Source organism: Solimonas marina, assembly GCF_012241385.1.
Taxonomy (GTDB): Bacteria; Pseudomonadota; Gammaproteobacteria; order Nevskiales; family Nevskiaceae; genus Solimonas; species Solimonas marina.
Genome location: NZ_JAAVXB010000017.1, coordinates 49457 through 73747 on the forward strand (window position 1 = coordinate 49457; position 24291 = coordinate 73747).

The window sequence follows — 24291 nt, forward strand, 5'->3', positions numbered from 1 at the left end:
CGATACGCGATGCCGCTGACGCGACGCGCCCTGCTCGCGGCTGCGCTCGGTTCAGCCGGCGCCCTGGCCGTCGGCTGCCGCCCGCCGTCGACGCGGCCGCCGCGCCGCAACGGTCTCGACGCGATTCGCTACCAGCTCGGCTGGCTGCCGCAGCCGGAGAAAGGCGGGCTGTTCCAGGCGCAGGTCGCCGGGCTTTATCGCCAGCACGGGCTGGACGTCGAGATCGTGCCCGGCGCGCCGCAGCTCAATGCCCTGCAACTGCTGGCGGCCGGGCGCGTCGACATCGTCGATTCCGACAGCTTCCGCGTGCTGTCGGTGCTGCGCAGCGGGATTCCCGCGGTGGCGATCGCCGCCTTCGGACAACGCGCGCCGAACGTGCTGCTGTCGCACGCGCACAGCGGCAACGACACGCTCGCCGATTTGCGCGGCAAGCCGGTGATGGTGTCGGCGCCCGGTCGGCAGAGCTACTGGCCGTGGTTGCGCGCACGCTACGGCTACGACGACGCGCAACTGCGACCTTACGGCGGCAGCCTCGCGCCGTTTCTCGTCGACCCGACGCTCAGTTGCGAAGGCTTCGTGACCAGCGAACCGTTTCAGCTGCGGCGTCAGCATATCGAGCCGGTCGTGCATGTGCTCGCCGATCACGGCTATTCGGCGTACAGCGCGGTAATGCTGGCGTCGTCGCGGCTGGTCGCGCAGCGCGACGATGTCGTGCGCCGCTTCGTCGCCGCCACGCGGCTGGGTTGGTATCAATACCTCCATGGCGATTCGGCGGCCGCCAACGCCGCCATCAAGCGCGGGAATCCGTATCTGGACGACGCGCGCATCGCGTACTCGATCGCCGCCTTGAAGCAGACCGGCATCGTCGAATCCGGCGACGCGTTGCAGTCGGGGCCGGGGGCCATGACCGATCGTCGCTGGCAGGACTTCTATCACACGATGGTGGCGGCAGAGGCATTGCCGGCGCGGCTCGACGTCGCCAGCGCCTACACCTTGCGCTACGTCAACGAACGCTGGACGCCGCCCGGCATGTCGCCAACGACAGGGAGCACGACCGATGCACGCTGAAACGAAAAGTCCGGCAGACGACGCGCGGCCGGCGCTACGACTGCACGGCCTGAGCAAGCGCTACGGCAGCGCGGCGCCGGTGCTGGCCGGTATTGATCTCGACATCGCGCCGCATTCGTTCGTCTCGCTGCTCGGGCCGTCCGGCTGCGGCAAGAGCACCTTGCTGCGCTTGGTCGCCGGACTCACGGCGCCGAGCGGCGGCGGCATCGAATGGCCGCGCGGCGCCGGTCGCGATGCGCGCGTGTCGTTCGTCTTCCAGGAGCCGACGCTGATGCCGTGGGCGACGGCGGCACGCAACGTCGCTCTGCCTTTGCGCTTGCAGGGGCTCACCGCGCGTGAGGCCCGCGCGCGCGCGACCGAGGCGCTGGCGGCGGTCGGTCTGGCCGGCGCGGCGGACGCCTATCCGCGCGAGCTGTCGGGCGGCATGAAGATGCGCGTGTCGATCGCACGCGCGCTGGTCACCCAACCGGAACTGCTGCTGATGGACGAGCCGTTCGCGGCGCTCGACGAAATCACCCGGCAAAAGCTCAGCGACGATCTGTTGCGGCTCTGGCAGGCGCAGCGCTTCACGACCTTGTTCGTCACGCATTCGGTGTTCGAAAGCGTATTCCTGGCGCAGCGCATTCTGGTGATGGCGCCGCGGCCGGGTCGCATCAGTGCCGATCTTGCCGTCGGCGAACCGTATCCGCGTACGCCGGCCTACCGCACGTCGGCGCCCTACGCCGAGCACAGCCGCCGCGCATCCGACGCGCTGGCGGCGACGCTGCGCGACGCCGAGGTGGCGGCATGAAGGCGTCGTTCGCGCGCTGGTCGTATCCGGTGCTGGCCGGCGTGCTGCTGCTGGTCGTCTGGCAGCTGCTGGTGAGCGGGCTCGCCGTGCCGCCGTATGTCATGCCCGGGCCGCTGGCCATCGGTCGTGCACTGATCGACGAGCGCGCGGCCTTGCTGCATTCGACCTGGATCACGATGAGCATCGCCTTGGCCGCACTGTGTCTCGCCGTCGTTTCCGGGCTGCTGCTTGCGGTGTTGTTCGTGCAATCGCGTGCGCTGGGGCAGGCCTTGTTTCCGTATGCGGTAGTGATGCAGGTGACGCCGGTCGTGGCGATCGCACCGCTGCTGATCATCTGGACCGGCGATGCGCACGTGGCGCTGCTGATCTGCGCGTGGCTGGTGGCGTTCTTTCCGATTCTGTCGAACACCACGCTTGGGCTGCGCTCGGCGGACGCGCATCTGCTCAGCCTGTTCCGCCTGTATCGCGCGACCCGCTGGCAGACTTTGTGGTACCTGCAGCTGCCGGCGGCCACGCCGTATTTTCTTGGCGGTCTGCGCATCTCCGGCGGCTTGTCGCTGGTTGGCGCCGTGGTCGCCGAATTCGTCGCCGGCACCGGCGGCACACGCTCGGGTCTGGCGTCGCGCATCCTCGACGCCGGCTATCGTCTGGCGATTCCGGAAATGTTTGCCGCGCTGCTGCTGATTTCCGCCTGCGGCCTCGTGATTTTCGGCAGCCTGTCGCTGATCTCGCATCTGGCGCTACGCCGCTGGCACGAAAGTGCCATGCCCAGGGAGCTTTGATTCGTGTCGCCTTTCTTCGCCTTACCGAATGCCGACCGCTATGCGCTGCGTGGCGTCACCGTGCCACGCTGTCTGCTGGTCGGCGCCGCGCTCGACGGCGACGACGAACTGCTGGCCGCCGATCTGCTGATCGAAGGCGGGCGGATCGCCGCGATCGTGCCGGCCGGCGCGCTCGATGCCGAACTCGGCCCCGATCTCGACGCGGCGATGGTGTTGCCGGGTCTGGTCGACTGTCATACCCATCTCGACAAGGGCCATATCTGGCCGCGCCAGCCGAATCCGACCGGCACGCACCGCGACGCGGCGCTGGCGACGCAGGCCGATCGCAGTGCGCACTGGACCGCCGAAGACCTGCGCCTGCGCATGGAGTTCGCGTTGCGCACTGCCTATGCCAAGGGCGTGGTGGCGATACGCACGCATCTGGATTCGCAGCCGCCGCAAGCGGCGATTTCGTTTCCGGTCTTCGCCGAAATGCGCGAGCGCTGGGCCGGGCGTATCACGCTGCAGGCGTCGTCGATCATCACGCTCGATGCGTTTGTCGGCGACGAAGGCGACGCACTCGCCGAACAGGTCGCGCGGCACGGTGCCGCGCTGGGCTGCGTGACGCGCTTTCGCAGCCGGCCCAACACGATGCCGTCGGCGCTGTTCGACGCGGCGATGCGACGCGTCTTCGCGCTCGCCGAGCGGCATGGTCTGTCGCTGGATCTGCACGTCGACGAGAACGACGACGCCCCCCATCAGACCTTGCTGCGTATCGCCGGGCTGGCGATCGAACGCGACTTCAGGCACGGCATCGTCGCCGGCCACTGCTGCGCGCTGGCGCTGCAGCCGGACGCGGTGATCGACGCGACGCTGGCGGCCTGCCGCAGCGCGGGCATCGACATCGTCAGTCTGCCGACGGTCAACCTCTATCTGCAGGATCGCGGCAGCGGCCGCACGCCGCGCTGGCGCGGCGTGACCCTGTTGCACGAGATCAAGGCCGCCGGCCTGCGCGTCGCCGTTGCCGGCGACAACTGCCGCGATCCGTTCTACGCCTACGGCGATCACGACATGCTGGAGACCTTCGCACAGGCGGTGAAAATTGCGCATCTCGACCATCCGGTCGGCGACTGGATCTCCGCTGCCTGTGCGACGCCGGCGGCGATCATGGGGTTGTCGAGCTGCGGGCTGCTTGGCGTCGGTCACGATGCCGACCTGATCGTGCTGCCGGCACGCGACTATTCGGAGATGTTGTCGCGCTTCCAGTCCGAGCGCGTCGTCTTGCGTCGGGGGCGGGCCATCGATACGCGCCTGCCGGATTACCGGCTGCTCGATTCGCTGCGGCGGTCATAGCCGTCAACGGCAAAAAGAAGGCCGCGCGCCACTCGTCGTGGAGCGCGGCCAACGCGCGGGGGCGGGGGGGAATCGTTGCGGTGCGCTTACGCCGGCTTGCTCGCCCAGGCCGCGCACCAGCCGCTCTTGGCGACCAGCTTGCCGCCGAATGCCGCGCACGGTGCGTGGCCGTCCTTCTCGGCGCTGGCCTGATACAGCGCGCAATTGCCGCAATGGTGGCCAGCCGCGTAGTTCGGGTTGGCGGCCTGATCGACGTGGCTGGCATCGTCGGTGTAGTGCAGGGCCTTGGCGGTGGGATCGTCGACGCTGATCTTGTCGGCGGCCATGGCGCGCGAGGTCCACAGCCCGCCGAGGGCGAGGGTGGCGGCGGACGCGCCGGCAAACTTGATGAAACGACGACGATCGGACTGATGTTGCATACCCGTCTCCTGTAGGAAGCGCGAAGGCTCCAGAACGTGGTGGTGCCGCGTGTGGGGGGCGAACGCGGCGTTCGCGTGAACAGATGCAGTGCTCCAAAAAATGCCGCGCCCCGGCTGCTCCGGGGCGCGGCCAACGCGCAAACGCGCGGAGGAGAGACTATTTGGCGTGCTCGGGGTCTTCCTTGATCTCTTCCTTGAGGTCGTAGGCACGCTTGATCAGATAGGCATGGATGTCGTCGATCTCGTCGGGCTTGAGCACGCCGGCGAACGACGGCATCGCCTTGCTCGCGTACGCACCCATGACGATGCCGGGGAACATCTGATGCTTGGCCGCGGTCAGGCGACGCAGGTCAGGCACGACGCCACCGGACACGGCGTTGATGCCATGGCACTGCGAGCAATGACCGTTGAACAGGTCGCGACCCTTGGCGATCTGCGCCTCGGTGGCGGTCTGCTTCGGCGGCGCCGGCGGCAGCAGTTCCGGATAGACGGCCGGCTGCAGCTTAGCGTCGCCGCCGATCTTGTAGGTCAGCACCTGCGCATACGGACGCACACCGGCATTCAGCGAGGCCTGACCGGCGAAGGTTGCAAACGCGCCGCCCCAGCCGACCATGAACGTCACGTACTGCTCGCCGTCGGCCTCGTAGGTCACCGGGCCGGCCATCACGCCCGACTGCGCCGGCGACTCCCACAGCTTCTTGCCGTCGGTGGCGCGGTAGGCGACGACGCGGCCGTCGGCCGTGCCTTCGAACACCAGGTTGCCGGCGGTCGACAGCGTGCCGCCGTTGAAGATGGTCTTGTACGGCACTTCCCAGACCTTCTTCTGCTTGACCGGGTCCCAGGCCAGCAGCGAGCCGGTCCACGAGTCCGCCCACTTCTGCATGTCGGCGTTGGAGTCCTTCATCGCCGCGGCGCTGACGCCGAGCTGATAGAAGTTCTTGGCGCCGCGCTCGTACTTGTAGTTCGGATCGTTCTGATAGGTGACCGCGAACACATGCTTCGGAATGTAGACGAGGCCGGTGTTCGGGTTGTACGACATCGGCTGCCAGTCATGACCACCCCAGAAGCCCGGACGCACCAGCACCGGACCCTTCTGCTTCCAGTACTTCGCTTCCTCGGTGAACACCGGGCGGCCGGTCTTCAGGTCGACCTTGGTTGCCCAGTTGACCGGCGCGTACTTCTCGGCCGAGATCAGCTTGCCGGTGGCGCGGTCGAGCACGTAGAAGAAGCCGTTCTTCGGCGCCTGCATGATGACGTCACGCGGCTTGCCGTCGATCTTCAGCGTCGCCAGGATCATGTGCTGCGTGGCGGTCATGTCCCAGGCGTCGCCCGGCGTCGTCTGGTAATGCCAGACGTATTTGCCGGTTTCCGGCTTGATCGCGACGATGGAGCTGAGGAACAGGTTGTCGCCCTTGGCTTCCGAACGCAGCCAGTAGTTCCACATCGACGCGTTGCCGGTGCCGATGTAGAGCAGGTCGAGCTTGGGGTCATAGGCCATCGAGTCCCAGACCGTGCCGCCGCCGCCCTGCGTGTACCAGGCGTCGCCGGTCCAGGTCTTGACCGCCATCTGCAGTTCCGGCGTTTCCTGCGGCTTGCTCGGATCGCCCGGCACCGTGAAGAAGCGCCAGTCCTGCTTGCCGGTCTCGGCGTCATAGGCGGTGATGTAACCGCGCACGCCGAACTCGGCGCCGCCGTTGCCGATGATCACGCGGCCCTTGACGATGCGCGGCGCGCCGGTGATGCCGTAGCTGCGCGTGTGGTCGATGACGGTATCGACGTCCCAGACCTTGTGACCGTCCTTGGCGTCGAACGCGACGAGTCGGCCGTCATTGGTGCCGACGTAGACCTTGCCCTTCCACACCGCCGGACCGCGGTTGACCGCGTCGCAGCAGAACTCGCCGGCCTTGAAGCGATCGACCTGCGGGTCGCCCTTCCACAGCAGCTGGCCGGTCTTGGCGTCGAGCGCGTAGACGATCGAGAACGGACCGGTGGTGTACATCACGCCATCGACGACGATCGGCGTGGCTTCGACACCGCGGTCGAAGTCGAGCTTGTACTGCCAGGCCAGGCCCAGCTTGTCGACGTTCTTTTCGGTGATCTGCTTGAGCGGGCTGTAGCGCTGTTCGCTGTACGTGCGCCCGGTGCTCATCCAGTTGCCGGGCTCCTTGTCGGCATCGATGATGCGCGCGGCGTCGACGTCGGCGGGAATCGGATCGGCCTTGGCGGTGTCGGCGCTGGCGTCCGGGCTATGGCAGGCGGCGCTGACGATCAGCGCCGCGGTGCCGAAGACCATGCCCAGTGCTTGCAGCACCTGGCGCGGCTGGCGATGGGTCGGTGCCGGCATGTCCGGCGTGTTTTTGATGTTACTCATTGCATTCTCCTCGTACTGCTCTCCCGTTGCGTTGATCGTCTGCATCGTGGCGCTTAGCCGTGGTTGATGTAGACGACATGGGTCTCCATGAATTCGTAAAGGCCGTGCTTGCCATCGGCGCCGCCGATGCCGGATTTCTTGCGGCCGGCGTGGAAGCCCTGCATGGCCTCGAAGTTCTCGCGGTTGATGTAGGTCTCGCCGAATTTCAGATCGCGCATCGCGCGGAACGCCGAGCTCAGATCGCGCGTGTAGATCGACGACGTCAGGCCGTACTCGGTGCTGTTGGCGAGCGCCACGGCTTCGTCGAGGCCATCGACGGTCTGCACCGGCAGCACCGGACCGAAGGTTTCCTTGGTCATGATTTCCGAGCCGCTCTGACAGCCGACGAACAGCGTCGGCTCGAAGTGCCAGCCTTTGTCGAGGCTGGCGATCTTGCCGCCAGTGACGAGCTGCGCGCCAGCCGCGACCGCACGCTCGACGACGCCGACCAGCTTGTCGCGTGCGGCCTTGTTGATCAGCGGACCCATTTCGAGGTCGGCGATCTGGCCGGGGTCGCCGTAGCGCGTCGCTTGCATCAGCTTGGCGAGCTTGTTGGTCAGCGCGTCGGCGACCTTGGCGTCGACATAGACGCGCTCGGCGCAGTTGCAGACCTGTCCGGTGTTGATGACGCGCGAGTCGTAGATCGCCTTGGCGGCCAGATCGAGATCGGCATCGGCGAGGACGATGGCAGGAGCCTTGCCGCCCAGTTCGAGATTGACGCGCGTCAGATTGACGGCGGCGCTCTGCATGATGCGCGTGCCGGTGGCGACGCTGCCGGTGAACGTGACGAGATCAACGTCGGGATTCGTCGACAGCGCATTGCCGGTCGTCGCGCCGCGGCCGCCAACCAGATTGAAGACGCCGGCCGGCAGGTCCGTTTCCGCCGCAAGCTTGGCGAACTCATAGGCATTGATCGGCGTTTCTTCGCTGGGCTTGATGACGATGGTGTTGCCGGTCACCAGCGCCGGCGCCAGCTTGCGCGCGATCAGGAAGAACGGGAAGTTCCACGGCAGGATGCCGGCCACCACGCCGAGCGGTTTGCGCATCAGGAAGATGCTTTCGCCGGCGCGATCCGACGTCAGCACTTCGCCTTCCAGGCGGCGCGCCCATTCGGCCATGTAGTCGATGTAGTCGGCGGTGAAGTCGACCTCGACCTGCGCCAGGCCCTGGGTCTTGCCCTGCTCTGCGACGATGATCGCCGCCAGCCGCGTGCGATGCTCGCGAATCTTCGCGGAGATCTGCCGCAGGTAGCCGGCGCGTTCGATCGCCGGCTTCTTCTCCCACGCCGGCTGCGCGCGCTTGGCGGCGGCGATGGCCGCTTCGACGGTGGCCGGGCTGCTGTCCGGAATGCGCGCGAGCACCTCGTGGGTGGCGGGATTCTCGACGTCGATCCAGGTCGCGCCGGCTTCGGCGACGAACTGGCCGTCGATGTAGTTTTGATAGTCCTTCATGAAAACTCCTGAGTGGAGGGACGGGGAACCCAGATCACCAGACATAGGCGTACTTGAGGTTGAAGCTGTTGTTGACGTCACGATTGCGTCCGGCAACGCTGGTGGCGTAGCGCACCGTGATCGACTGGTTGTCGAAGGTGTGGAACATCACGCCGGGGCCGGCATCGACGGTCCACGCGCTGGCGATGCCGTCATGGCCGTCGTCGTATTCGGCGTCGACCGCGACAAACGGTTCGAGCAGTTCGGTGGCCTGCCAGGCGAAGCGCTGATTGGTGTGCCAGGCCATGCCCGGCCGCAGGTGATCGCGCGTACGCCGACCCTGGTAGACGAAGCCGGCGTCGGCGGTCCAGCCGAGATGCGCCGGCAGTCGCACGTCCCACAGCAGCGACGTCAGATTCTTCCAGTTGGTATCGCTGACATCGCTGTTGCCGACCGGCATCTGCACGAACGACTGGATACCGAAGGTCGAGTTGTCGCTGGGCTTGTACCAGAGCGCGAAGCCCGTCAGCGGATCGCCGATGCCGCTGGTTTGATTGGCGTCGGCGGCGTTGGCCGAGTGATTGCGCACCGACACTTCCGAGGCGATCACTTCCCAGGCCAGACCGATGCGGTGATTGAAATCCGGCGTCCAGAAGCGCACGTACTTCGACAGACCGCTGATCGTTTCCGTGCCGCTGCCGTCAGCGCGGTTGCCGTCGCTGTCGAACGTACGATCAGTGTTCTGCAGCGTTGCGTACTGGACGAAGACATTGAACGGTTTGAAATCGACCGGCAGCTCGTACTCGCGCGGGCCTATGACATCGAACGTCGTGCCGGCGCTGGCGTGCAGCACCGGCAGCGCCAATGCGGCGCCGAGCACGCGGCTGCATCGTCTGAGACGACGGTTCGAATCCTTGAATCGAGACATTGCTCCTCCCTGTGTTTTTTGGTCCCGGCTCGCGGGTCACGAGCGGCGGGTGCCAAAAAGGGGCAACGCCTATGCCACGCCGGCGCCGCGTGATGGTGGCTTCAACAAGGCAATGATGGAAAAGGGAAATTTGACTTTTAAGAGTGCGGCAGCGGCCATGGTGACGGCGCATCGAGTGTCGCTGTGCGCGACATCCGTCGCGGCAGATGCGACAGCTGTCGCAGCACCGAGGTCGCCGTTGACGACGAACCGCGCTTTCGACGAGCCGTGGGTTCAATCCGTGTGGGTGGGACGTGCCAATCGCTGGAAATCTAGCCTGAGCATGCGGGCGAGCCTGACTGATGGCCCTGCCGATGCATCAACGGCATTGGCGCTTGTAGCTATGCGCTTTCATTGGTTGTCAGCCCGCGGAATACGAGGGCGAGTATCCGCTTCACACGAGCCCCGCCTTCGGGTGAAGGCGGAATTCTCCACAGGAGACCGACCAGCGTCAGCACGTCTTCAGCACTTGCATCTGAACGGATATCCCCGGACTCCTTGCAAGCGTTCATCAACTGGCGGACTGCTTCCAGCATCGGCAGGTAGGTCTCTTGAATATCCTGGTCGGTGATTGCCGCATGCAGAAGGTCGGCAATTCCATGCTTTACCTTCCCCAATTGCACGAGCTTGTCGCACCACTTGCGAAAGGCCTCCAGCGGCGGATGCTTCGCCAATAATCGAGCGGCCTGCGCGGCGAGCTCATCGATCTCCTTGCGGTATACGCCGAGAACCAGGGCTTCGCGGTTCGGGAAATGCCGGTAGAGCGTCCCTGCGCCGACGCCGGCCGTCTTGGCAATGGCATTCAGGGAAACCATCGGATCGGCCGCAAAAGCAGTGCGCGCCGCCTCCAGGATGCGTTCTCTGTTTTCTCTTGCGTCTTCTCTGAGCTTGTTGGCTTCGACCATTTTTCGGCTTGTGTAAGTGGAGATCTCTCCGTTAACATGGGATATATGGAGAGTTCTCCATTTTATGGGAAGGGAAGTTCTATGCAATATGCAAAGCTTGGCCGTACAGGCCTGGAGGTGTCGCCGATCTGCATGGGTTGCATGGGGTTTGGTGATCCGTCCCGAGGCCATCCGGCCTGGTCTATCGACGAAGCTGCCAGTCGCTTGCTCATTCGTTACGCGCTCGAGCAGGGGATCAACTTCTTTGATACCGCGAACCTGTATTCCCTCGGCAACAGTGAGCAAATCCTGGGAAAGGCATTAAAGGATTTCGCCAACCGCGACGCGGTTGTCATCGCCACCAAGTTGAGCGCATCGATGCGGAATGGCCCTAATGCATTGGGCTTGTCCCGCAAGGCGATATTTGCCGAGGTCGACCACAGCCTGCGGCGGTTGGGGACCGACTACATTGATCTCTATCAGATTCACCGTCGCGATCAGCGGACACCCTGGGAGGAGACACTGGAGGCGCTCAATGACGTGGTGAGAATGGGCAAGGTACGCTACCTCGGCGCGTCTTCCATGATGGCGTGGGAGTTCAGCAAGGCCTTGCATTTACAGCGGGCGAACGGCTGGGCGCGCTTTGTGTCGATGCAGGACAACTACAACCTGCTCGTTCGCGAGGAAGAGCGCGAAATGTTGCCGCTCTGTGCCGACGAGGGTGTGCAGACTCTTGTTTACAGTCCCCTCGCACGTGGTCGCTTGACGCGCCCTTGGGGCGCCACAACGGAGCGCAGCCGGTCCGAGCCCGTGGGCGCAGAACAGGACCCCGTTACAGCGCAGAGCGATCGTCTGATTGTCGACGCCGTGGCGGAATTGGCAGCGCGATATGGCGTCAGCCAAGCACAGATCGCGCTGGCATGGCTTCGGAGAAAGCCGGTCGTCGCGGCTCCGATTGTGGGTTCGTTGAAGACTCACCATATCGACGACGCCATTGCGTCGCTCTCAATCACCCTGAGCGATGAGGACGCGCAACTGCTGGAGTCGCCTTACACGCCGCGCAAAGACGCTCAGGGCGTATCCGATCCAGTGCTGCTGGCCCGCTCTGTCGCGGCGGCGACTGGTTTCAGCGCCTCAGCATCGTTCATGTTGTAAGCGGCTCGCGCTTTGGCCGGCATTTCGGACCGCGTGGTTTCGCGCGTCTCGGCAGAATGTAGTGATGGCACGCCGCAACACGACGAAGGCCGCGCATCCTAGCGATGCGCGGCCTGGGGACTCCGCGATCGATCGATCAGGCGCCCTGCGGCTTCCACTCGATGCCGAAGCCGGCCAACACCGAAAAGCCCGGGCCGGGTTCGTAGTAGCGGCCGTTGCCGTCGTTGACGATCACCGAGCCGACGTAGTCGCGGTCGAACAGATTGTCGAGATTGACGAAAGTGCGCACGCGAAGCTTCGGCAGATCGAAGACATAGCCGCCGTCGAGGCCGAACACGGTGTACGACGGCGCCGCCTCGCTGTTGGTGTCGTTGACCGCGACGCGGCTCAGATAGCGCATATTGGCATTGGCGTGCCAGCCGCTTTCGCCGCCCCAGCCCAATTGGGCGTAGAGGTTCGATTCGGGAATGCCGGCGATGCGCGTGCCGGCCGTCACCGTCGTGTTCAGCGACGTGCACGGCGTGCCGGAGCAAGCCTGATAGTCACGGCGTACGCGTGCGTTGAGCAAGGTGTAGGCGAGATCGAGTTTCCAGCGTGACGTCAGCCTTGTGCTCAGCTGTGCTTCGGCGCCCTGGCGTCGTGTGTGACCGGCATTGCCATAGGTCGAGCGCCCGCCGCTGTTGCTGAGCACGATGAGCTCGTGCTGGGTCTCGGTGTCGAACAGCGCGACGTTGGCGGTCGTGCGCGCGCCGAAGCGCAGCTTGAGACCCAGCTCGCTGTTGTTGCTGCGCGCCGGGTTCAGGTCGAAGTTCAGTCCGGCGCCGCCGTCCGGCCGGTACGACAGCTCGGAGAACGTCGGCGTTTCGAAGCCGCGGCCGTAGGATGCGTAGACATGCGCCCAGTCGCTGGCGCGGAACATCAGGCCGGCGACCGGCGTCGTCGCTTCGAAGTCGGTGCTGCCGCTGTCGTCCGGATTGCTGTCGGTGACGTAGTGGTCGTTGGACTTGAACGCGATGCGGCTGTGACGCACGCCGGCCTGTGCTTCCCAGCGTTCGGCAAAGCGCCAGCTGCCCTGCACGAACTGATCGAAGCTCCAGACGCTGTCGATCTCGTTGCGGCGCTGGTCGCCGCGCACGCCGAGCGTGTTGCTGCCGTCGTCGTTCTCGACGAAGTTCTCGAAGCCTTGGCGGTGCTGGCGCAGATCGTCCCAAGCCAGGCCAGCGACGATGCTCCACGGGCGATCGGCCGTGCCGCCGCGATAGCTCCATCGTGCCTCGCTGCCGCCAAAGTCGGTGCCCAGATCGACGACCCCGCCGGACGCGGTCGCGGCCGCCTGTGCGGACGGCGGGATGGACAGGAACTGCAGGACGTCGCGCTGACCGAGATAGCCGGTCAGCTGCACGCTCTGCGCCTCGCTGAAGCGATGTTCGTAGACCAGCCCGCCCTGCGTCTGACGCACGCGCTTGCGCGTGTTGTATTGCGTGGCGACCGATGTGGCCTGCGACGGGTCCTGATCGAACTGCGCGCGCGTCAGGCCCAGCGGGTCCTGCGCCTGCGGCGAGTCGAAACGGTTGAGTACGACGGTCAGGCGGTCATCGCCACTCAGATGCAGATTGACCTTGCCGTTGAACGAGCGTCGCTCCGCGGCGCTGTGATCGCGAAAGCCTTCGGTCTCGAAGTTGGAGTATGCGAAGTTGTAGTCGGCGATGCCGTAGGTGCCGCTGGTGCCGATGTTCTCGCGGTAGGTGTCGTAGCGTCCGCCGGCGAAGCCGCCGTAGATCACCGGCTCCGGTGTGCCGTCGGCGGTGAACAGCTGCACGACGCCGCCGGATGAATTGCCGTAGAGCGCCGAGAACGGACCGCGCAGCACTTCGACGCGTCCGGCGCTAGCCAGATTGAAATGCGAGATCTGGCCCTGGCCGTCCGGCTGCGACGCCGGAATGCCGTCGACGTACAGGCGCACGCCGCGAATGCCGAAGCTGGAGCGCGTGCCGAAACCGCGGATCGACAGCTGCGTGTCCTGCGCGTAGTTCTGGCGATCGCGCGCCATCAGGCCGGCAACGGCATTGAGCCCTTCGGACAGATTGACCGCCAGCGTGTCGTCGTGAAACTTGGCGCCGTCGATGACGTCGACCGACGCCGGCACGTCGAATACCGGCTGCGGCAATCGCGTCGCGGTGACGGTCACGGTGTCGAGCATGGCGACATCGTTCGATGCGCCATCGGTGTCGGCGGCGTGCGCGCAGAACGCACTGGCGGCGATGGCGAGCGGTGTCAGGCGACCCGCCCAGTGTTGAAAACGCATGTGTGCTCCTCGATGGGTGATGCGGCTCTAGGGGGCCGCTCGAGCGCGCGAGCGGCAAGCCCCGTGCCATGCGCGGACGCAGCGCCCGCGTCGCCGTCACGCGCGACGCGCGGCGAGGGTTTCGCGAGGTCGTGGCGTGGCGGCGTCGAAGCGGGATGCGTGCGAGGCGGCGCGAGACATCCGGCTGCGCATGATACGGGACGAAGCGTGTCTGCTGGCTGTCCCGTTGTCGGGACAGCTGTCGCAGCCTGCGACAGCTGTTGCAGCAGTGCGCCGCCGCGGTACGTCGGCGGGATACAGAGCGCCATCAGGGCTGGCACCGGAATTGCTCCCGCCGGCATTCGCCAACCACCACATCCTGCTGAAGGAGTGACAGCACCATGAGAATCGTACTGCTCGGCGCGCCGGGATCCGGCAAGGGCACACAAGGGGAGATGCTGACGGCGCATTACGGCATTCCGCGGCTTTCGACCGGCGACGCCTTGCGTGCCGCCGTTCGTGAAGGCACGCCGCTCGGGCGCAAGGCGCAGGCGGTGATGGAAGCCGGCCAGCTCGTCGACGATGCCATCGTCGTCGGCATCGTCGAAGCGCGACTCGACGAGTCCGATGCCAGCGACGGCTTCATCCTCGACGGCTTCCCACGCAACATCGGCCAGGCGCGCACGCTCGATCATCTGCTCGACAGCAAGCAGCGCGCACCGATCGATCTGGCACTGCACCTCGACGTACCGGTGCATGAAGTCGTGGCACGCCTCGTCAAGCGCGGTATCGAGGAAGGCCGCTGCGACGACAACGAAGACACCATTCGCCAACGCCTCGGTGTCTACATGGCCGAGACGCATCCGTTGCTCGATTACTACGCCGGCCAGGGCAAGCTGGTGACGGTACCGGGCAGCGGCACCGTCACCGCGATCTTCGGTGCGCTGACGCGCGCAATCGACGCGCACTGCGCGCCGGTCGCCTCGGCCTGAATGCTTGCAACAGGGCGTCACGCATGAGGACAGGCTGTGTCCCGTGCGTGACGCCCGGTTCGCGCTGACGCTCGCCGCGTTGCCGCGTATGGCCCGCGCATCGCGTCGCCAGCCGTGTTTGGCATCGGCCTTGCTGAGGGCGGCGGCATGCGGCCGCAAGCGGACCGCTTCACACAGATCAATATGGAGAGCCCGAAAATGGAAGCCGTCGTTCCCGAAATTGAGTCGGTGCTGCACGAGACGCGCAGCTTCGCCCCGAGCGCGGCGTTTGCCGCGGCCAGCGCGCTGGATTCGCAGCGTCTGGCGGCGCTGCGCCGTCGCGCCGCGCAGGATCACGAGGGTTTCTGGGCGCAGCAAGCCGCGACGCAGCTCGACTGGCAACGCCCGTTCGACCTGACCCTGGACGACAGCGCCGCGCCGCATTACCGCTGGTTCGTCGGCGGCCGCCTCAATGCGTCGTACAACTGCCTCGACCGCCATCTGCCCGAGCGTGCGGCACAGGATGCGCTGATCTTCGAGAACGACGATGGCGACGTGCAGCGCTGGACCTATGCGCAGCTGCATGCCGAGGTCTGTCAGCTCGCCAACGCGCTGCGCGCGCTTGGCATCGACAAGGGCGACCGCGTCGTGCTGTATCTGCCGATGGGCCCGCAGGCGGTGATGGCCATGCAGGCCTGCGCACGCATCGGCGCGATTCATTCGGTGGTGTTCGGCGGCTTTTCCGCGGAGTCCTTGAAGGACCGCATCGAGGATGCCGGCGCGCGTCTGGTCATCACCGCCGACGCCGCGCCGCGCGGCGGCAAGCGCGTGGCGCTGAAGACGACGGTCGACCTGGCGCTGACCGAAGGTTGCAGCAGTGTTGAACGCGTGCTGGTCTATCAGCGTCTCGGCGGCTGTGTGATGGACCCGATGCGCGATGTCTGGTGGCATGACGTCGTGCCGCAGCAGCCGACGCAGTGCGAGCCGGAATGGGTCGAATCCAGTCACCCGCTGTTCCTGCTCTACACGTCCGGTTCGACGGGCCGGCCGAAGGGCGTGCAGCATTCCACCGGCGGTTATCTGCTCGGCGCCACAGTGTCGATGCAATGGGTCTTCGACCTGCGTCCGGGCGATGTGTTCTGGTGCACCGCCGACATCGGCTGGATCACCGGCCACTCGTATGTCAGCTACGGGCCGCTGTCGAACGGCATCACCCAGCTGATCTTCGAGGGCATTCCGACCTATCCGGACGGCGAGCGCTTCTGGCGCATGATCGCCGCGCACAAGGTCAGCATCTTCTACACCGCGCCGACCGCGATCCGCTCGCTGATGCGGCTCGGCGACGAGCTGCCGCTGCGTCACGACCTGTCGTCGCTGCGTCTGCTTGGTAGCGTCGGCGAGCCGATCAATCCGGAAGCTTGGCTGTGGTATCAGCGCGTGATCGGCGGCGGCCGCTGCCCGATCGTCGATACCTGGTGGCAGACCGAGACCGGCGCCATCATGATCGCGCCGATTCCGGGTGCGATGGCGACCAAGCCGGGCTCGTGCACGCTGCCGCTGCCGGGTATCTGCGCCGAGATTGTCGACGAGGACGGCCAGCCGGTCACCCAGGCGGGGCAGGGCGGTCTGCTGGTCGTGACCAAGCCGTGGCCGTCGATGCTGACCACGGTCTGGAACAACGACGAGCGCTTTCGCGATACCTATTTCGGCCGCTTCGGGCCGCGCGTCTATGTCGCCGGTGACGGCGCGCAGCGCGACGACGACGGTTACTTCTGGATACTGGGCCGCATCGACGACGTTCTGAATGTCTCCGGCCATCGTCTCGGCACGATGGAAGTCGAATCGGCCTTGGCCGCGCATGAGGCAGTGGCCGAAGCTGCCGTGGTCGGCCGGCCGCATGAGATCAAGGGCGAGGCGATCCTGGCGTTCGTCGTGGTCCGTGGCAGCCGCGAGGCGGCGCTGAAGGCCGATCTGCCGCGCGAGTTGCGCGACTGGGTAGCCTCACGGCTCGGCGCCATTGCGCGGCCTGATGAAATCCGTCTGGTCGAGGCACTGCCGAAGACCCGATCCGGCAAGATCATGCGCCGCCTGCTGCGCGCCGTCGGCCGCGGCGAGACCGCCGCGCAGGACACCAGCACGCTGGAGAACCCGGCGATCCTCGATCAGCTGCGCGGTAGCTAAGCGCTGTTCCGCGGCGCAAGCGGACGAAATCCAGCTCGGTTCCCGCATACCGCACCCCACCTCACCCAACCCTCTCCGCCCCGCTGGCGGAGAGGGCTGAGTGCCGTGCGCAACATCACGTTCGAGTCGCGAATCCGGGTTTCGCGGTCCGCGCTGCTTTTGCTCCCCTCCGCCCGCTTGCGGGGGGAGGGGCTGGGGGAGGTAGGGCGTGCGGTGGCAGCGAACCGTGCCGTCGCGTGCATGTTCGATCGGCGGCGCGGTATCCGGGCCGGGTTTCGCCCTGCACGTACCCCACCTCACCCAACCCTCTCCGCCCCGCTGGCGGAGAGGGCTCAGTGCCGTGCGCAACATCACGTTCGAGCTGCGGGTCCGGGTTTCGCGGTTCGCGCTGTTTCCGCTCCCCTCCGCCCGCTTGCGGGGGGAGGGGCTGGGGGAGGTGGGGCGTGCGGTGGCAGCGAACCGTGCCGTCGCGTGCATGTTCGATCGGCGGCGCGGTATCCGGGTCGGGTTTCGCTCCGCACGTACCCCACCTCACCCAAACCCTCTCCGCCCCGCTGGCGGAGAGGGCTTCGATGGCGCAGTGGGCGCGAGCGTGCTTTAGCTCCCCTCCGCCCGCTTGCGGGGGGAGGGGCTGGGGGAGGTGGGGCGTGCGGCGGCAACGAACCGTGCCGTCGCACGCATGCTCGTTCGACGACACCTGTGCCGCGCGTCCTGAACGATCTGTCACATCGCGACTGTCTCAGTGGCGTGACAACTTGTCATGCCGCTTGTCACCCACCGGGATGCTGTAACGGTTGAGTTTGCGGTACAGCGTGTTGCGGCTCATGCCCAGTGCGCGTGCCGTCATCGTCATGTTCCAGCGGTTCTGTTCAACGGCCTGCAGGATGGCCTTGCACTCGGCTTCCTCCAGCGGGTTGAGCGGCGTGGTGCCGGGCGGCGGCGTCGGCAGCGCCGGGCCGGACGGCGCGATCGCGACCGGTGCCTCGGCAATGGTGCTGCTCGCTGCGCTCGGCGGCGTCGCCGCAGCGCTGAGCTGTTCGATGGTGCCGTTGCGCAGCTCCGACGGCAGATCTTCGCGACGGATCACATCGTCCTCGCAGATCGCCAGCGCGGTGCGGATCACGTTGCGCAGCTCGCGGATATTGCCGGGCCACGGATAGGCGATCAGGCGCGCGAAGGCTTCGCCGTCGATCGCCACCGGACGCTCGCGCTCGGTTTCCATGGCGATGAAGCGGCGGATCAGGCGTTCGATGTCGGCACGCTCGCGCAGCGCCGGCAGCTCCAGTGTGATGCCGTTGAGGCGGTAGTAGAGATCCTCGCGGAACTCGCCGCGATGAATCATTTCGCGCAGCGGCCGGTGCGAGGCGCTGAGGATGCGCAGGTCGACCTTGATCGCGGTGTCGCCGCCGAGCGGCACGACTTCCTGTTCTTCGAGCACGCGCAGCAGACGGGTCTGCAGGTTCAGCGGCATGTCGCCGATTTCGTCGAGGAACAGCGTGCCGCCGCTGGCCTGCAGGATGCGGCCCTTGGAGCCTTCGCGGCGGGCGCCGGTGAACGCGCCGGCCTTGTAGCCGAACAGCTCGGACTCGATCAGTGATTCGGGAATCGCCGCGCAATTGACGGCGACGAACGGTTGCGCCGCGCGGCGGCTGGCCAGGTGCAGGGCCTTGGCGAAGGCTTCCTTGCCGGAACCGGTCGGCCCCTGGATCAGGATCGGTACCGGCGAGTCGGCGACGCGGCTGGCCGAGCGGATGTTGCGCAGCATCGCCGGGTCGTCGCCGGCCAGTTCGGCCAGATTCATCGTTGCCGGTCGCTCGATCGGCGTGATGCGTACCGGCTCCGGCGCCGGGGCGCTGATGCTGCGGCGCGGTGTCTGGGTGGCGATCAGATGCGTTTGCGTCTGCGGCGGCACCAGACTGACGAAGAAGCGCCGCCCGGCACGCAGGTCGCGCACGGGGAACAGCGCCTGGCGCGTTGCTTCGAGCTGGCGCAGTTCGGCTTCGCCGATGTCGAACAGATCGGTGACCAGGCTGCCGATCAGCGAGCGCCGCGTATTGGCGGTCAGCAGCGCTACGGCCATGTCGTCGGCGGCGACCACGGTGCCGTCCTCGGCCAGCGCCAGCGCCGCGTCGTGCAGCAGGTTCACGAACTCCGGGCGGCTGTGGAAGCGCAGGATGCGATACGGCTGGCTGCGGCGCAGGAACAGACACTTTTCGATGAGCCGCGCCGAGGTGTTGACCAGCGCCATCGTGTGCATCTGGCTGGTCCGCGTGTCGTGCGAGCCGACCACGGATGCATCGAGCACGGCGATCATTTCGCCGTCCGGATCGCGGATCGGCGAGCCGGAGCACGACAGCGCCGTGTGCCGGGCGCGGAAGTGATCGGCGCGGTGGATCATCACCGAGCGGCCTTCGGCGATGCAGGTGCCGATGCCGTTGGTGCCTTCGGTCTGTTCGCTCCAGTCGGCACCGACGACGAGGCCGGCGCCGCGGAACATGCGCGTCAGTGTCGGGTCGACCTTTTCGCTGAGGATGATGCCGTTGGCATCGGTCAGCAGCAGCGCATAGCCGGAGCCGCTGATCTGGTCGTAGAGCGTGTCCATCTCGGCGCGGGCGATGTCGACCAGCTCCTCGTGGCGAGCCTGCAAATCCTTGAGGTTGTTGCCGTCGACAACTTGCGGTGCGTGTGGACGAGCCGGGTCGAGCCGGTAGTCGTTGACGCAGCGTTCCCAGGACACGCGTACCGAGTCGGCAATCACGCCGCGCGGGGCTGCGCCCAGTCCGTTGACGAGGCCCATCACGCCACGGGCGTGCTGCACCAGTGCTGTTTCAGTCATTTCTCCTCCGCCTTTTTTTTCTGGCATCGATGTGCTCCAGATCTTGCTCCGGCGCGCTTGCGGGCCGGGGCCGTCGTTTCGACGGCGCCGCCTCTAAGCAAGGTCGATGCCATGTTTGGCATGTGCGGCAACGCTATGCCCCTGCGGTGGGTTCGTCAATGCGGCCTTTGGCTCAGCGGTCACGCCGGTCCGACGGACTGTCACGCGCGCGTGACACCGCGAGGCGGCGTTCGCGCCGCATCGGTGACACCCCGGCGCGAGGTGTGCCGCAACATCTACAAAAAAACATTGAATTCAAGGGCCTGTAAATTGGCCTGATTTCTGCTGAAGCGCCGCCCCGAGCGGGCCATGTCCCGCGTGACACCCCCGGACGGCAGCGCTCTGTCGCGCCGGACGCTATTGGTTTGAGTTGCGCACATCATCACGAGGAGACCCGAATGAACGCTGTCACTTCCTTCCGGCCGCAGGCCAACGACCCGTCGACCATCTTCAAATCCCGTTACGAAAACTTCATCGGCGGCAAGTGGGTGGCGCCGGTCGGTGGCGAGTACATGGAGAACGTCAGCCCCGTCACCGGCAAGGTGATCAACAAGGTGGCACGCTCGAAGGCAGAGGACGTCGAACTCGCGCTCGACGCCGCGCACGCCGCCAAGGACGCCTGGGGCCGCACGTCGCCGGTCGAACGCTCCAACATCCTGCTCAAGATCGCCGACCGTATCGACAACAACCTGGAGCTGCTCGCGCACGCCGAGACCTGGGACAACGGCAAGCCGATCCGCGAGACGCTCAATGCCGACATCCCGCTGGCGGCCGACCACTTCCGCTATTTCGCCGGTGCCATCCGCACGCAGGAAGGCAGCATCAGCGAGATCGACGAGAACACCATCGCCTATCACTTCCACGAACCGCTGGGCGTCGTCGGCCAGATCATTCCGTGGAACTTCCCGATCCTGATGGCGGCGTGGAAGCTGGCGCCGGCGCTGGCCGCCGGTAACTGCATCGTCCTCAAGCCGGCCGAGCAGACCCCGGCCAGCATCCTTGTGCTCGCCGAGCTGGTTCAGGATCTGTTGCCGCCGGGCGTGCTCAACATCGTCAACGGCTACGGCACCGAAGCCGGCAAGGCGCTGGGCACCAGCAAGCGCATCGGCAAGATCGCGTTCACCGGCTCGACGCAGGTCGGCAAGCTGATCGCCAGCTACGCTGCCGAAAACCTGATTCCGGCGACGCTGGAATTGGGCGGCAAGTCGCCGAACATCTTTTTCGAAGACATCATGGCGGCCGACGACGATCTGCTCGACAAGGCCATCGAAGGCTTCGTGCTGTTCGCGTTCAACCAGGGCGAGGTCTGCACGTCGCCGAGCCGCGCGCTGGTCCAGGAGAGCATCTACGAGAAGTTCATCGAGCGTGCGCTCAAGCGCGTTGCGGCGATCAAGCAGTCCAGCCCGTTCGATCTGAACACGCAGATCGGCGCGCAGGCGTCGACCGAGCAGATGGAGAAGATCCTCAGCTACATCGACATCGGCAAGCAGGAAGGCGCCGAGCTGCTGATCGGCGGCGAGCGCAACACCGACACGCCGGATCTGGCGGCCGGCTATTACATCAAGCCGACCGTGTTCAAGGGCCACAACAAGCAGCGCATCTTCCAGGAAGAAATCTTCGGGCCGGTGCTGGCCGTGACCACCTTCAAGGACGAGGCCGAAGCCCTCGAGATCGCCAACGACACGCAGTACGGCCTTGGCGCCGGTGTCTGGACGCGTGACGGTTCGCGTGTGTATCGCTTCGGTCGCGGCATCCAGGCCGGTCGCGTATGGGTCAACAACTATCACGCCTATCCGGCGCACGCCGCGTTCGGTGGCTACAAGCAGTCCGGCATCGGCCGCGAAACGCACAAGCAGATGCTCGACCATTACCAGCAGACCAAGAACATGCTGGTCAGCTACTCGCCGAAGGCGCTGGGCTTCTTCTAAGGTCCAGGCGGTATCGACGGGCCGGTCTCGCGCCGGCCCGTCCGTTTCAAATCAAGAATAAAAATGCGCACGCCACGCACGACGATGGCGGCGCCGCGAGAGGAGAGCAACATGAGGCGGATGCGTCGCACGGGCATGGTGTTGTTATTGGCGTGTGCACCGCCGATGGTCTTCGCGGCCGACGATGGTGCCGCTTCCCAGAATTCCGCAGCACCGGCCAAGGCGCTGACGCCGCTCGCCGAAGTCGTCGTCGTCGGCACCACGCCGATGCCCGGCAGCGGTATCGACATCGACAAGGTGCCGAGCAACGTGCAGACGATGTCCGCGCGCGATCTGGACCGGCCCGGCGGCGGCAAGGTGATCCCGAGTCAGGCTACCGATCGCATGGGCAGCGTCAGCCTCAACGACGAGCAGGGCAATCCGTACCAGCCGGACTTCGTCTATCGCGGCTTTGCGGCATCGCCGATCTCCGGCGTCGCGCAGGGCCTGGCCATCTACCAGGACGGCACCCGCATCAACGAAGCGTTCGGCGATTCGGTCAACTGGGATCTGGTACCGATGTTCGCCGTCGACCGCCTGACGGTGCAAGGCAACAACCCGGTGTTCGGCCTCAACGCGCTCGGCGGCGCGGTGACGCTGGACATGAAGAACGGTTTCAACAGCAGCGGCAGCGAGCTGCAGGCATCCGGCGGTTCGTGGAACCAGCGCGCCGGCTACGCGGGCAGCGCGCTGCGCGCCGGCAATTTCGGCTTCTATGCCGGCGTCGGCGGCTTCGACGACGACGGCTTTCGCGATCGCTCGCACACCATCATCCGCCAGGCCTATGCCGATGCCGGCTACGAAGACGGCACGACCACGCTGCATCTGACGTTCTCCGGCGCCGACAACACGATCGGTGCGGTCGGTCCGACGCCGATCGAAATGCTGGCCGACGATCCGAAGTCGGTGTTCACCTACCCGCAGGCCATGCACAACGAATCGGCACTTGTGCAGCTGCGCGGTAGCGTCGAACCGAGCCCGACGCAGAGTCTCTCGGCACAGACGTACTACCGCCGCTTCAATCAGCACCTGATCGACGGCAATACCACCGACGCCGAGGTCTGCGAGAACGACGACGGCTACTTCTGCTTCGGCGGCGACGGCGAATACCCGGACGACGCGCTGTACGACGATCAGGGCAATCCGGTGTCGACGTCGGTGATTGCCGACGGCGCCACGGCCGGCGAGATCGACCGCACGCGGACCAAGACCGACGGCGCCGGCGCGTCCGCGCAATGGACGCTGACGGCGCCGCTGTTCGGCCGGCCGAACCACTTCGTCGCCGGCGCGTCGTACGATCACGGCAGCACCGGCTACGGCGCCTATGGCGAACTCGGCACGCTCGCCGACGATCTCGAAGTGACCGGCGCCGGCGTCGTCATCGACCAGGGTCAGAGCGCCACCGCCTCGCCACCGATCGTCTCGCCGGTCCGCGTGCGCGCCCGCAACGCCTACACCGGCCTGTACTTCACCAACACCCTTGATCTGACGTCGCGGCTGGCGTGGTCGCTGAGCGGCCGCTACAACCACGCCGACATCAGCCTGCGCGATCGCCGCGGCGACACGCTCGACAGCGACAACCGCTTCAGCCGCTTCAATCCCGGCACCGGCGTCACCTACCGCATCGCTGAGAAGACGACGGCCTATGCCGGCTGGTCGCAGGCCAATCGCGCGCCGACCGCAGGCGAACTGAACTGCGCCGATCCCGAATCGCCGTGTCTGCTCGGTGCGTTCCTGGTCGACGACCCGCCGCTCAAGCAGGTCGTCTCCAATACCTACGAAGCCGGCCTGCGCGGCCGCATCGAATCCGCGTTGCCGGGGCGCCTGAGCTGGAACGTCGGCCTGTTCCGCACCGATAACCGCGACGACATCCTGCTCATCGCCACCGAGATCAACGGCTTCGGCTATTTCAGTAACGCCGGCAAGACACGCCGCCAGGGTGTCGAAACGGCGCTGTCGTACAAGCTCGCGCACTGGAAGCTGCACGCCAGCTACAGCTTCATCGACGCTACCTTCCGCGACGCGCTGACCATTGCTTCCAACAGTCCGTCAGCCGATGACGAAGGCAATATCGACGTTCGCAGCGGTGACCGCATCCCATTGATGCCGCGCCATCGTCTGACGCTGCAGGCCGACTACAAGCGCCAACGCTGGAGCGCCGGCGCCGAACTGCGCGCCGTCAGCAGCCAGTACTACGCCGGCGACGCATCCAACCAACAGAAACCGCTTGGCGGCTATGCAACTGTCGACCTGCACGGCACCTACGCCGTGACCCATGCCTTGCAACTGTTCGCCGAAGTCGAAAATCTGCTCGACCGCACCTACTACACCTACGCCACCTACACCGAACTCGACGACGGCCTGCCGCCGAGCCTCGACCTCAACGACCCACGCACCCTCAGCCCTTCACCAGGCCGCGCCGCCTACGCCGGCCTGCGCCTCAGCTTCTGAGCAAACCGTGCGGCGGGGCTCGCCCCGCCTCGCGCGCAAAACCAGTTCACGCCTGAAGTGTGAACGGGGTCTCACTGCGTTCGCCTCTCTCGCGCAAAACCGCCAAAGCTGCGGCATCATGAGGCGGGCTTTCTAGCCGTGCATATACGGCCTCGCCGGGGAATCGCAGATGCAGAACATGAACTTAGCGCTGTTCGGCGCGGCTTCGTCGCCGATGTATATGCGGCCCTGGGGTCCGTTTAATAGCTGTTATAGCTCATGAGCACGAAACCGGATTCGCTATGGCTTCACAGCTATTCTGGCCGCGAGACCGGCCTCATGATTG

The 24291-nt window shown here is 66.0% G+C and carries 16 protein-coding genes; 9 read left to right on the top strand and 7 right to left on the bottom strand.

Annotated features, from left to right (window positions below; translation table 11 throughout):
- The first annotated feature begins 9 nt into the window (after window positions 1-9).
- From G7Y82_RS20155 to G7Y82_RS20170, 4 genes are read left to right on the top strand one after another with little or no spacing between them, the layout of a single operon-like run.
- The gene (locus G7Y82_RS20155; RefSeq protein ID WP_168149938.1) at window positions 10-1068 is read left to right on the top strand and encodes an ABC transporter substrate-binding protein; all 1059 of its coding nucleotides are present in this window, start codon (window positions 10-12) and stop codon (window positions 1066-1068) included.
- The gene (locus G7Y82_RS20160; protein WP_168149939.1) at window positions 1058-1858 is read left to right on the top strand and encodes an ABC transporter ATP-binding protein; all 801 of its coding nucleotides are present in this window, start codon (window positions 1058-1060) and stop codon (window positions 1856-1858) included. Before G7Y82_RS20155 ends, G7Y82_RS20160 begins: the two co-directional genes overlap by 11 nt.
- The gene (locus G7Y82_RS20165; RefSeq protein ID WP_168149940.1) at window positions 1855-2640 is read left to right on the top strand and encodes an ABC transporter permease; all 786 of its coding nucleotides are present in this window, start codon (window positions 1855-1857) and stop codon (window positions 2638-2640) included. Before G7Y82_RS20160 ends, G7Y82_RS20165 begins: the two co-directional genes overlap by 4 nt.
- 3 nt (window positions 2641-2643) lie before the next feature.
- A complete protein-coding gene (locus G7Y82_RS20170; protein WP_168149941.1) occupies window positions 2644-3972 on the top strand; it encodes a cytosine deaminase in 1329 nt (442 codons plus the stop codon).
- A gap of 86 nt (window positions 3973-4058) precedes the next feature.
- Here the strand turns inward: G7Y82_RS20170 and G7Y82_RS20175 are convergent, their stop codons facing one another.
- The 5 genes from G7Y82_RS20175 to G7Y82_RS20195 form a co-directional block, all read right to left on the bottom strand.
- Window positions 4059-4391, bottom strand: coding sequence for a high-potential iron-sulfur protein (locus tag G7Y82_RS20175; protein ID WP_168149942.1), 333 nt, complete (start codon window positions 4389-4391; stop codon window positions 4059-4061).
- A 157-nt stretch (window positions 4392-4548) separates the two neighbouring features.
- Entirely contained in the window at window positions 4549-6684 is a 2136-nt protein-coding gene (locus G7Y82_RS20180) for a PQQ-dependent dehydrogenase, methanol/ethanol family (protein ID WP_168149953.1), read from the bottom strand.
- Between the two features lie 131 nt (window positions 6685-6815).
- Entirely contained in the window at window positions 6816-8252 is a 1437-nt protein-coding gene (gene aldA / locus G7Y82_RS20185) for an aldehyde dehydrogenase (RefSeq protein ID WP_168149943.1), read from the bottom strand.
- Window positions 8253-8286: 34 nt separating this feature from the next.
- Complete coding sequence (locus tag G7Y82_RS20190) at window positions 8287-9159, bottom strand: transporter (protein WP_168149944.1); 873 nt, start codon at window positions 9157-9159, stop codon at window positions 8287-8289.
- Between the two features lie 380 nt (window positions 9160-9539).
- Entirely contained in the window at window positions 9540-10103 is a 564-nt protein-coding gene (locus tag G7Y82_RS20195; protein ID WP_168149945.1) for a TetR/AcrR family transcriptional regulator, read from the bottom strand.
- A gap of 81 nt (window positions 10104-10184) precedes the next feature.
- Between G7Y82_RS20195 and G7Y82_RS20200 the strand changes: the two genes are divergently transcribed.
- Window positions 10185-11237, top strand: a complete 1053-nt coding sequence (locus G7Y82_RS20200; protein WP_168149946.1) for an aldo/keto reductase — start codon at window positions 10185-10187, stop codon at window positions 11235-11237.
- 136 nt (window positions 11238-11373) lie between these two features.
- Here G7Y82_RS20200 and G7Y82_RS20205 read toward each other — a convergent pair whose 3' ends face one another.
- On the bottom strand, window positions 11374-13542 hold the full coding sequence (locus G7Y82_RS20205; protein WP_240954453.1) for a TonB-dependent receptor family protein: 2169 nt from the start codon (window positions 13540-13542) through the stop codon (window positions 11374-11376).
- Between the two features lie 380 nt (window positions 13543-13922).
- Between G7Y82_RS20205 and G7Y82_RS20210 the strand changes: the two genes are divergently transcribed.
- Both G7Y82_RS20210 and acs read left to right on the top strand, forming a co-directional pair.
- A complete protein-coding gene (locus G7Y82_RS20210) occupies window positions 13923-14513 on the top strand; it encodes an adenylate kinase (RefSeq protein WP_168149947.1) in 591 nt (196 codons plus the stop codon).
- A 198-nt stretch (window positions 14514-14711) separates the two neighbouring features.
- Complete coding sequence (acs, locus tag G7Y82_RS20215) at window positions 14712-16673, top strand: acetate--CoA ligase (protein ID WP_168149948.1); 1962 nt, start codon at window positions 14712-14714, stop codon at window positions 16671-16673.
- A 739-nt stretch (window positions 16674-17412) separates the two neighbouring features.
- Here acs and G7Y82_RS20220 read toward each other — a convergent pair.
- Window positions 17413-19509 carry a sigma-54-dependent Fis family transcriptional regulator gene (locus tag G7Y82_RS20220; protein WP_168149949.1) on the bottom strand — a complete coding sequence of 699 codons (2097 nt, stop codon included), beginning with the start codon at window positions 19507-19509 and terminating at the stop codon, window positions 17413-17415.
- A 437-nt stretch (window positions 19510-19946) separates the two neighbouring features.
- Between G7Y82_RS20220 and exaC the strand changes: the two genes are divergently transcribed.
- The gene (gene exaC / locus G7Y82_RS20225; protein WP_168149950.1) at window positions 19947-21476 is read left to right on the top strand and encodes an acetaldehyde dehydrogenase ExaC; all 1530 of its coding nucleotides are present in this window, start codon (window positions 19947-19949) and stop codon (window positions 21474-21476) included.
- A gap of 111 nt (window positions 21477-21587) precedes the next feature.
- The gene (locus tag G7Y82_RS20230) at window positions 21588-23966 is read left to right on the top strand and encodes a TonB-dependent receptor (protein WP_168149951.1); all 2379 of its coding nucleotides are present in this window, start codon (window positions 21588-21590) and stop codon (window positions 23964-23966) included.
- The last annotated feature ends 325 nt before the right edge of the window (window positions 23967-24291 follow it).

Bases quoted from the DNA above. Each gene is read 5' to 3' on its own strand.
- G7Y82_RS20220 (WP_168149949.1), bottom strand. From the start codon at position 19,509: ATGACTGAAACAGCACTGGTGCAGCACGCCCGTGGCGTGATGGGCCTC.
- aldA (WP_168149943.1), bottom strand. From the start codon at position 8,252: ATGAAGGACTATCAAAACTACATCGACGGCCAGTTCGTCGCCGAAGCC.
- G7Y82_RS20205 (WP_240954453.1), bottom strand. From the start codon at position 13,542: ATGCGTTTTCAACACTGGGCGGGTCGCCTGACACCGCTCGCCATCGCC.
- G7Y82_RS20180 (WP_168149953.1), bottom strand. From the start codon at position 6,684: ATGGTCTTCGGCACCGCGGCGCTGATCGTCAGCGCCGCCTGCCATAGC.
- acs (WP_168149948.1), top strand. From the start codon at position 14,712: ATGGAAGCCGTCGTTCCCGAAATTGAGTCGGTGCTGCACGAGACGCGC.
- exaC (WP_168149950.1), top strand. From the start codon at position 19,947: ATGAACGCTGTCACTTCCTTCCGGCCGCAGGCCAACGACCCGTCGACC.
- G7Y82_RS20230 (WP_168149951.1), top strand. From the start codon at position 21,588: ATGAGGCGGATGCGTCGCACGGGCATGGTGTTGTTATTGGCGTGTGCA.
- G7Y82_RS20195 (WP_168149945.1), bottom strand. From the start codon at position 10,103: ATGGTCGAAGCCAACAAGCTCAGAGAAGACGCAAGAGAAAACAGAGAA.
- G7Y82_RS20165 (WP_168149940.1), top strand. From the start codon at position 1,855: ATGAAGGCGTCGTTCGCGCGCTGGTCGTATCCGGTGCTGGCCGGCGTG.
- G7Y82_RS20155 (WP_168149938.1), top strand. From the start codon at position 10: ATGCCGCTGACGCGACGCGCCCTGCTCGCGGCTGCGCTCGGTTCAGCC.
- G7Y82_RS20160 (WP_168149939.1), top strand. From the start codon at position 1,058: ATGCACGCTGAAACGAAAAGTCCGGCAGACGACGCGCGGCCGGCGCTA.
- G7Y82_RS20200 (WP_168149946.1), top strand. From the start codon at position 10,185: ATGCAATATGCAAAGCTTGGCCGTACAGGCCTGGAGGTGTCGCCGATC.
- G7Y82_RS20190 (WP_168149944.1), bottom strand. From the start codon at position 9,159: ATGTCTCGATTCAAGGATTCGAACCGTCGTCTCAGACGATGCAGCCGC.
- G7Y82_RS20210 (WP_168149947.1), top strand. From the start codon at position 13,923: ATGAGAATCGTACTGCTCGGCGCGCCGGGATCCGGCAAGGGCACACAA.
- G7Y82_RS20175 (WP_168149942.1), bottom strand. From the start codon at position 4,391: ATGCAACATCAGTCCGATCGTCGTCGTTTCATCAAGTTTGCCGGCGCG.